Raw genomic sequence first — 9,628 nt, 5'->3', positions numbered from 1 at the left:
GCTTTGGGTTATAGTAAATTAGGCTTTTTTATCTTTCCGTTTTTTTCTCCATAAGGCGATTAAAATAAGCAAAAGGATAAACAATCCTCCTATACCCACAGCGTAAGGCATTGAAGATTTTGTTCCTTGGGTTGCTCCTGAGGAATGGACAGCCTGTTGGTTAGTTTTCTCAAAATTAGCCAGCTTAAGCAAGGTTTCCATTAAATCATCCCGGCTGTATAATTTACCTGCATTTTGATCAAGCCATTTGATCAAATCCGTAAATTGAAAAATATTTTCTTTGCTTAAATCCAGATTTTTTAAAGCTTCTGATAATTGTCCGGAAGAAAGTCTGGCCATTTTAATTCTATATGAATTAATGACATTCTGCATTGCCAGTTTTTGCAAAGCCGAAATAAGGTCATCCCGGGTAAATCCCTTCTCTGGGATATGATCCAGCAAGTTTTTAATAAGCTGTTGAACAGTTTTTATATTTTCAGGGCCAAGCGGAAGGGATAAAAGATAAGCTTTCAGGTTGGGCGAAGAAACCTTTGCCAATGCATTTCTGAAATCGCTAACATTCGAAAATCCCTGCGAGGCAATTTCAGAGAGAAGCGATATCAAATCATCATAAGAATATCCGTGTGAAGCAGCATTGATTTTCAGATAATGAATAAGTTGCTCCGGATTTGTAAGATGTAAAGCCTCAGGATGAATGGTTATAAGAAAGTTATGCAAAGAACCATGTGAATGAATAACCAACTGATTAAGGAACTCATGCAAGGATAAATTTGCTGAATAAGCTGTCAACATATTCAGAATATCCTGTTCTGAATAATGCCCAGATTCGGCTCCTTTCTTTAAATATTGAATTAAAGCTGCTTCATTGTTAATATTTTCCATCTTCAAATCTAACTTTTGCAAAACCTCCTTCAATCCGCCCTTTGCATAAGGGACAAGTGCATTTACCAGCGTATTCATATTCCCTGAAGCAGGTGCGGTGGAAATCGTTTTTACTTCAGTCTTTTCGGGTTTGTAATTAACTGTAATTTCCCCCAACTGTATATTCCCATCTTCATCAGTTAATTTCAGTTTCAATGTGCTTTTACCTTCCAAAGGCATAAACTGGTATGTAAATCTATTCTTTTTGATATCAAAAGTTTGAGAGTTGATCAATACGGAATCCGCATAAGTGTCAATCACTAACTTCGAATTTTTCTTAAGTTTAAGATCAATTTTAAAAGGCCCCTTGCCGGTAAAATCATAAGATTTCAACGGAAGTTCAAGCGGGGTAATCTTAACAGAAGGAAGGGCAGAAACAGATATTTTTTCAGCAGTCTTTTCAGAAGGAGACAGGACAGAACTGATTTTAAGTTCAGGTTCTGTAATATTTTTAGGCACAACCAGTTTCTGTTGCAAGCCCTGAATACCATCCCCGGATATTTGCACATCATAATTACCGGGTATAGCCGAAAAATCATAATCCCCACCGGTATCCGGACTTAACAGTCCTACCGTATCATGAGTCTGCAGGTCGATAATCCGGATCACAATATTTTTCCCGGCAACAGCCGATTTATCTGCCAGGCTAACCAGCCCCCTGATTTTTATCTTACGGGGATGCCTGTCAGAAAATATCTCCAGACGATAAATATCCTTGAGTCCATAACCCTTTCCGGAGTATTTGGAATAATAGGCGTAAATTCCATTTTTTACAGGCATAAAAAACAGGTCGTCATCCGTGGTATTAATCGGATAACCCATATTTACGGGCGTAGTCCACTGACCATTGATCCAATTTGAGTAGAAAATATCATATCCGCCCATATTGTCATGGCCATAGGAACAGAAATATAGCGTTTTATTGTCTTCCGAAATAAACGGAGAATCTTCGTTATAAGCACTGTTAATGACAGGCCCCAGATTGGTGGGCGGACCCCAGTCGTATTTTTTAGTACGGTGAGAAACATAAATATCCAATCCTCCATATCCTCCCTTGCGATTACTGGTAAAATAAAGTGATTTCCCATCCTTAGAAAGGCTGGCATGTGATTCCCAATATTTTGTATTGATGTTTTCGTTAAGTTTGACCAGCTTTGACCAACGGCCATTGGAATAAGTGGAAACATAAATATTCCCTTTATAGTCATCTAAACGATAAATATATAACTCAGTTCCATCATAAGACAAACCTGTAGGATAACATTTATCATCAACTCCAAGTTCAGGGACAAGATTAACCGGATCAGACCACTCTCCGTTCACCTTTCTGGAACAGAAAATAGCGTCATAAAACTGTAAATGTCTTGAAAACACAAGTACGGATTCATCGCCAGAAACCACTGCGTTGGTTTCAGAGAAACGGGTATTGATCATATTTCCCAGGTTTGTTTCCAGGAAATAGACTGGTTTTTTCCTGAGCTCCATGGCCGTTTCGCAAGCCCTGATTTCGTCAGATACCAACACCTCATCATATACCTTGGCATTGGATATTTTCTGAAACTTTTTAAATGCAGCAATAGCTTTTGAAAGCTGATTATTAATCCGGTAAGCAACTCCCAGGTAATAATAGGCCTCCAGGGGAGCTTTGGTTTCCTTAAAATTACCCTCTTTAAAAGCAGGATTAGTACTTCTGATTGCTTTTTCGAGATAAGGGACAGCTTTGGCTTTTTCAGTAGGCAGATTGAGATAACAAAGACCTATTTTATAGTTATAATTGTTGTTCTCAGGATAAAGATTGCTTAGTCGAACATATAAGGACAAAGCATCGGGATATTCTTCAAACAGCATATAGGACTCTGCTTCCATAAACATTTTTCTCGGTTCTACCTTACTGAGCTGGGCAAAAACAGAGAAATTCATGAATAATAAAAGCCCTAAAAAATATACCTGAATGAAAAATTTCTTTCTTTTAATCATCATGATTCTTTTGTGGTTTTCTAATCATGCTCCTAAATTAACAAGAAAATCTACGGTAAATTTTTTTATCTAACTGGGAATCTGCAAAATTTGACGAATAGAAAATTTTTTATTGTAAACAATGGTTTTTCTTCAACCAACCCTTAGTTCCTTCTGAGAAAAAATTTGCGTCCTGACTGTAAAATACTTAATATGCATATTTTTAGATCATTCGCCACCAAATAATTTTTGGCATAAAGTAAATCGGACATAGGAGGATTAAAAACGGATGGTGAAAATATTCCTTTCCTTATAACCGGTAAATCGGAAATATCCTCACCCTCACTATACCCCACCCACGAAAACAATCCCCAAATGACCGAAAACAGATCATGGCAAAATTTAAATGGGTGTTTAATAAAAACAATCATTAATGGACTAACAAAAATTAATAATAATGAAAGGACTAAATCAAAAAGTCTCTTCTTCCTCCTGTTTTGTTGGGTTCCTATGGAATTAAAATTAACATCATAAATTTCTCCAGATAAATCAGATGAATTGCTTCCAATGATGGCATAACTTTCAGGAGCAGCAATTTTATATGCAGGATTCAAATCAGAAAGCCTGAGCATTATTCTGACTATATCCTGAGTTTTAACATCCTTGGCACAAAAAATAATTTCACTGACCTTATGAACAATCACAATATCCTTCAATTGTTCCAAGGATCCCAAATAATTAAATGCAGGTTCAGCCGGAGAAACGAAACCGCATAATTCGTGCTGTACATTGCTTTGATTCAGTATAGCTTCAACCCTTTCACCCTCACTGATCGAACCTACAATGACCAATTTTTTCTTACGGTTTAATCCGTTTTCATGATTATTAACATGTAAAATAGCCAGAAGCAAATGTGTGAGAGGCAGTGAAATCAAAGCCCAGCAGGTGCCAAACAATATCATCATCCTTGAAAACCTCAATGACAAAGGCAATAATGCATAAATTACCAATATGATGATTGTCCCGCTTAATAATCCTTTTACAACTTCTTTTAAACTACCATGAGGATCATATCCTCCGGCAAAAAAAACAGAGGTTACCCAGACAATACAATAAGAAGGAATAACATAAAACAGGTAACTATTGGAATAATAAGGTGCACCAAATTCATAATTCTCCCAAAATATCTTAATTCCAAACATCCCGATAAAAATGATAAAAGCATCCAGTAAAGGGATTCCTATTTTTATCATAATCCTGCTTAAAATGGCTAAAGCTGCCCTGAAAAAAACAGCGATGTTAATAAGCAAAGAAAGGAATTGCCTGTTTTTCCGTGAAAAATGTTTTTGAGTGAAAATAAGCATAGCCTTGTAGAAAACCAACACATAGTTAAGACTTCCTTTGCGTGTACTTTCTCCCTTGTAATGAATAATTGCCGTTTCAGGAAAATAATAATTTTTGTAGCCTCCTTTGAGGATTCTATAAGACAAGTCTATATCTTCGCCATACATAAAAAAGTCTTCGTCGAGCAAACCAACCTTTTCGAGAGCCTGTTTGCGGAGAAACATGAAAGCACCCGGTAGAATTTCCACTTCCTGCACATGATTTTTATCCAGATAACCCAGATGATAACGTCCGAATATTTTGGAGTTGGGAAATAATTTTGAAAGTCCGAAAATTTTATAGAATGCCACGGAAGGCTTTGGCAAAGACCGCTTCGACTCGGGCAAAAATTCACCCCTGCCATTAATCATTTTCACGCCTAAAGCACCTGCCTCAGGATGAGAATCCATAAAAGCAATACATTTCTGGAAGCAATCCTCCTGGACAACTGTATCCGGGTTGAGCAACAGGATATAATCACCGCTTGCCTGCCTGATTGCCTGATTATTTGCATAAGCAAATCCTTTGTTGGACTTATTACGGATAAGATGAACAGATGGGAATTTACGATCTACCATTGCACAGGATCCATCTACAGAATTATTGTCCACCACAAAAATTTCTGCAGCAATCTGGTTCATCGCCTTTTGTACCGAGAACAGACACTGCTCCAGAAAAGATCTAACATTATAGTTGACAATAACAATGGATAGTTTCATCACTTTAACACACTAATTTTCTCACTGCTTTCAATTTTTTTTCAAAAATGACAAAAAAGGAGATGACTTTCCTAATCTCTCCTGAAAATTCCGTCTTTCAATTCCAGCTTTCTGTTCCTTTTAACAAAAAGGTAAACGGCAACCCATAGAAATACATCGCCAGAAAAGAATAAGCACCAGTTAAAAGAAACAGGTACATACCTGCTGGCAAGCTTATATAAAGCCTGGGTATTGGCTAATGTCATCATATCTGATATGGAATAATGCTGAAGTAAAAAAAACACAAAATCATAAGTAAAGCTAATAATTACAATTACAGAACCCACTGCAAATAAAAGCCATTCTGCATAATTGATTCTAACCTCAACTAACTTGTCAGAAAAATACATGATTGACCAGGCCAGCAGAATCATTGTGCAGGAAAGAATGACAGGTGCAAGCACAGGCCCTATCCAGCTTACAGGAATAAGGAAAAGAATATCCCAGGTAAAAAATGAATCGGGCCAGTTAAGCATAAGTTTAAGGAAGATATAATAAAAAATATCCCAGACAGCAAAACCAAATATGAAACCGGCAAACCTTTCGGCGAAATTCCTGCCTGTTAAATAACCAACTCCCAAGAGCATCAACAGAGTGGCAAATTCGCGCAAAAATTCAGTTTTGGCAATTTGGGGAGATATTGTAATAACCAAAGGGAAATGAAAGCCTCCGGGGTAAAGCAATGCCCTGAGATATACTACTACTGCACATTCAAGAAATCCCATGGCTATGCTAAAAATAGTAAGCCAGATTATTTTATGCCAGGTTTCTGTTTTCATTTCAATTCCATATTGGATACCTGTATAAAATTATTATAAAATTTAAAGCCCTGCAAGATTTACAGCCATCTTTTCCCGGGACCAGCGCTGAAGTAACTTGAAGTTACATCATTTCATGGCAGCCACAACGAATTTGGTTTCCCAGGGGCCTAATTTCAAATGGAAACGGGCACTATGGTTTCCATAACGATCAAAAGGAATCATGTCAATTTTGCCGCTAGTGGCATTCCAATCCTGCAATGGGCCATCCGCCGACAAATTTGCTTCAGTCGAGATTTCTTTGTCACTTTCATTAAAAAAGAAATAAAGATCCGCATCTTTCCAGCGCCGGTGGAGATATTTCACAGAAGGACAAACAGAAACGGGCGAAAAATCGGGCTGAGGCAGCTCAGATAGTAAAGCCGGGGTAAGTTCAGTTGAAGGTAAAATGATGGGCCATTCCGGTTTCTCAAAATTGGCAGCATGAACGAAAGTTTTTCCTGCCAATAATTCGGGTATATGCCCAAGAAAAACCACCTTCCCTCCTGCCTGCGCAAATAATTTAAGCTTTGCAACAGCTTCCTCAGAGATAACGCTTAAAGGCGGAATAATAACAGTACGATACCCCTGTCCACTAAGGTTTATCAACTCTCCATCCTTGACAGTCGTGAAAAACGAGAGCGCCTGCTCGTCAATAAAATCGAAATCCCGCTGATGTTCTAACAGTTGCTGTACCAGGACCAGAGTGCTTTCGTTGGATTTGCGGTCGCCAAGCCACATACTGCTAGTAGGAAAATAAACAGCTATGCGGGCTGCCGGTTTTCCTGATGACAATAAATAAGTTGCACGGTTCACATAGCCTGCAACAGAAATAAAACTATCGGTGGTGAAAAAACTGCCTTTTTGCCGGAGTTTTTTAAAAGACAAAGAATCTGCATCACCTTTTTTCAGAACAATATTTGCAGAAGATAAATTTGTCTGAGATATCGACAGGTTCATCCTTCCTGAAGAAGCTTGCATAAACATAACCTGTACCAAGTTTATTCCTCTAACAAGCTGATAATCAACAACCCATTTGGCCTGGGCTACAGAAGGATGATAAGTATAAGCAGCAAAGCTTTCAGTAAAAGCACGGGGACGGCCAAAAAGATGGGCAGCGGAAGAAGCAAGTTTAGGATAATCAGCTTCGTGGTCCATCCAGATCTGGCTCCAGATAGCATCCACTCCCGGAACCCCGACATGACGCATATCCCTGAAATAATCCCCTTCAGATTTTACAAGCTCCAAGCCCAGTTCTTCATGGTTCAGATGAACAATATATTCCAATTTATTTTGGGCACACCATGCAGCCTGAACGCTGAAAAAGTTATCACTGAACATTTGCGACCACACATCCCAGTAATCGGCTTTGATGCGCCTTATCTTTTCGCTTTGATAAGGTTCAAAAAAAGCAGCCAGGTAAGGACGCACATCATATCCTTTTCTTTTTATAAATTCATCAGCAATTTTAGGAGTCCAGGGTGTATAGGCAAAATCAGGCTCATCGCCCATAAGTCCCATGAAAGTTTTACCAAATTCATCTCCCAGATATTTTTTATATTGTTCATGAGTCCATGTGATAAACTGACGAGTGGCATCAGGATTAAGATAATCAAAAAGTGAAGCACTGGTGTCCTTTCCCCTGGCCGGATTATTGACCGACCTGGTTGCAGAAGTTTTATATTCATGGTTGGCCAGTAAAATCTGCCAATGGCCTTCAGGTGCCGTCCAATTGATTTGACCCGAATGAATATCAACAACCAGGATGCTGTCATTATCACTGTTTACGGCAACTGCGCTCACAGTAGAAGATTGAATACTGCGGATTATTGTCTGGCCGGCAGATACATTAATCCGCTCACCGATAATCAAGCCCTGCATCCTCAGGTCGGGGCGCTCAGCACTAAATTTTCCGCCGGCAAAACCGCTTGGGTACTTTCCCTCATCTTCAACCCAAACCCGCATTTGCCTTTCTTTTGCCTGCTTCACAGCAATCCTGATCAGGTTAAACCAGCCCGGAGAAAGATAAGGATCATTCATGCCGTAACCTGCCTCAATCATTACACAAGAAAAGCCTCTGGATTTGATAAAATCAAGGTCCCGGACAATTACATCTTCATTAACCGGCCCATCCCAGCCCCACCACAAAACCATGCCGTTTTCCGGAGGAGGTGACTGGAAATGCCTGGCAACTTCCGCCAGGGAAGGAAAAGACATTTTTTGCCAGCTTTGCTGAGCCAACATCGCGGAATAAAAGCTGAACAAGAGGAATAACCCACAAATCAATCTTTTCATGTTATTTGAAATTTTCATAAATAATCAATAAGGTAGCCCCTACCGGGAAATAGGGATTTTTGCAACTCATAACATATCGATATATTTACAAATATCAATTTTTCAAATACTTGTTCAATGAACAACCATGAATTTTTCTAAGGCCTTCGACCACAGAAACTGCATTCAACTTTGCTCCGACCAATGTGGTGTGGGTATGGTCTTTAAGGAAATACTGTGTTTTAATGGTCTCCTGCCCGATTTCTTCAAAGTGTCCGGAAGAAATCTCATTCAGGTCAATAAAAAAGGCTCCGCCGGAATGCGCAGCTTCCCTTGCCCATTTGGTGTAATCGTTGGTGGCCCTGGCTACCTTGCCATCCTTCCAGATATTTCTTGGAATAGGCGAACATACAATTACTTCTGCCCCTTTTGCTCTTGCATCGGCAATATATTTGCGTATATACCAGCCATAAGTATGCACAACTTCAGGTTTTCCGGAAGCTTTTATGATAATTGACTTCGTTTCTTCACCATTTCCTGGAAGCGATGCACGGGCACGTCCTGTATCCATGGAACCACCGTCGTTGTGTCCAAACTGCATGATCAAATAATCACCAGGCTTGATTTGAGAAACCACCTGCTCCCAAAGCCCTTCCGTGATATAAGTCCGGCTGCTTCTTCCCCCGCGGGCATGATTTTCAATATGAATTTTGGCCGTATCAAATAAAGGGGCAATGCAATCCCCCCAGCCCCACAAACCATTATTACCCCTTCCATCGCCATTTCTGACAGTAGAATCACCAATAATAAATAAGGCAGGCTTCCGAACGGTGATCCATGCCAGGGAATAAGCAGCAGCGCTGAATAATACAACGACAAACATCCACGAAATAGATTTTCCCTTAATTTTTCTATTGTATGTTTTCATCATTATTTGTAATAAATTATCAATCATTTTCTTTGTCATTAAAAAGAAAAGTAATCAATTTTTCATTTTACTCCCAGGGAACAATTTTTGAACAGTTCTGTTTTTTCACTCAATTGTAGTTTATCCTTTCATAACCAAAAGAATAAAACAAATGAACGAAAAGCAAACGATTGCATCAAATATTATAGCAAAGGAAAGTATAGTTTCATTACTTTAATGTTAATTAACTGAATTTTAATCTTTTTGAAAAGTTTTCGATTTTAAAGTTTATAATTCCCTGGAATTTGTCTTTTCAACAATGACATCAGGAATATTTCTTACCTGATGAGTATAAAAATTTTCGACATCCTTCAATTTAAAAACCGGAGAACTGCCGGTTCTCTGAACTTTAACATTCTGAAATCCGGCCCCGTCCACATCATTCAGCCAGAAAGCCGGCCTCAGGTCATCTTTCAGGCATTTTACCTCAACATTGTTCAGCTCAATATTTTTTACATGACGGATAGAAAAGCCGTAAGCCGGCATAGTCCCAAACATGCCCGGTTCAGGATAAGCATCGGCTTTCTCGGGCGGAATAACAGAAGCCTGATCAACAGTACCTCCACCCTGAT

6 protein-coding genes are annotated in these 9,628 nt (G+C 39.0%); all 6 read right to left on the bottom strand.

Annotated elements, in window-relative coordinates; translation table 11 throughout:
• Positions 1-18: 18 nt before the first annotated feature.
• A complete protein-coding gene (locus Q8907_08255) occupies positions 19-2,901 on the bottom strand; it encodes a tetratricopeptide repeat protein (protein MDP4274255.1) in 2,883 nt (960 codons plus the stop codon).
• Positions 2,902-3,041: 140 nt separating this feature from the next.
• A complete protein-coding gene (locus tag Q8907_08250; protein ID MDP4274254.1) occupies positions 3,042-4,979 on the bottom strand; it encodes a glycosyltransferase in 1,938 nt (645 codons plus the stop codon).
• 71 nt (positions 4,980-5,050) lie between these two features.
• Positions 5,051-5,797, bottom strand: a complete 747-nt coding sequence (locus Q8907_08245; GenBank protein MDP4274253.1) for a hypothetical protein — start codon at positions 5,795-5,797, stop codon at positions 5,051-5,053.
• Positions 5,798-5,905: 108 nt separating this feature from the next.
• Positions 5,906-8,110, bottom strand: coding sequence for a glycosyl hydrolase (locus Q8907_08240; GenBank protein MDP4274252.1), 2,205 nt, complete (start codon positions 8,108-8,110; stop codon positions 5,906-5,908).
• A gap of 94 nt (positions 8,111-8,204) precedes the next feature.
• A complete protein-coding gene (locus Q8907_08235; protein ID MDP4274251.1) occupies positions 8,205-9,044 on the bottom strand; it encodes a rhamnogalacturonan acetylesterase in 840 nt (279 codons plus the stop codon).
• Between the two features lie 240 nt (positions 9,045-9,284).
• Positions 9,285-9,628 (bottom strand): glycoside hydrolase family 28 protein (locus tag Q8907_08230; GenBank protein ID MDP4274250.1); only part of this gene is annotated, 344 nt, incomplete at its 5' end.

Source organism: Bacteroidota bacterium (genome assembly GCA_030706565.1).
Lineage (GTDB): Bacteria > Bacteroidota > Bacteroidia > Bacteroidales > JAUZOH01 > JAUZOH01.
The sequence above is the reverse complement of the archived record's forward strand: the minus strand, read 5'-3'. Positions and strand labels throughout refer to the sequence as shown.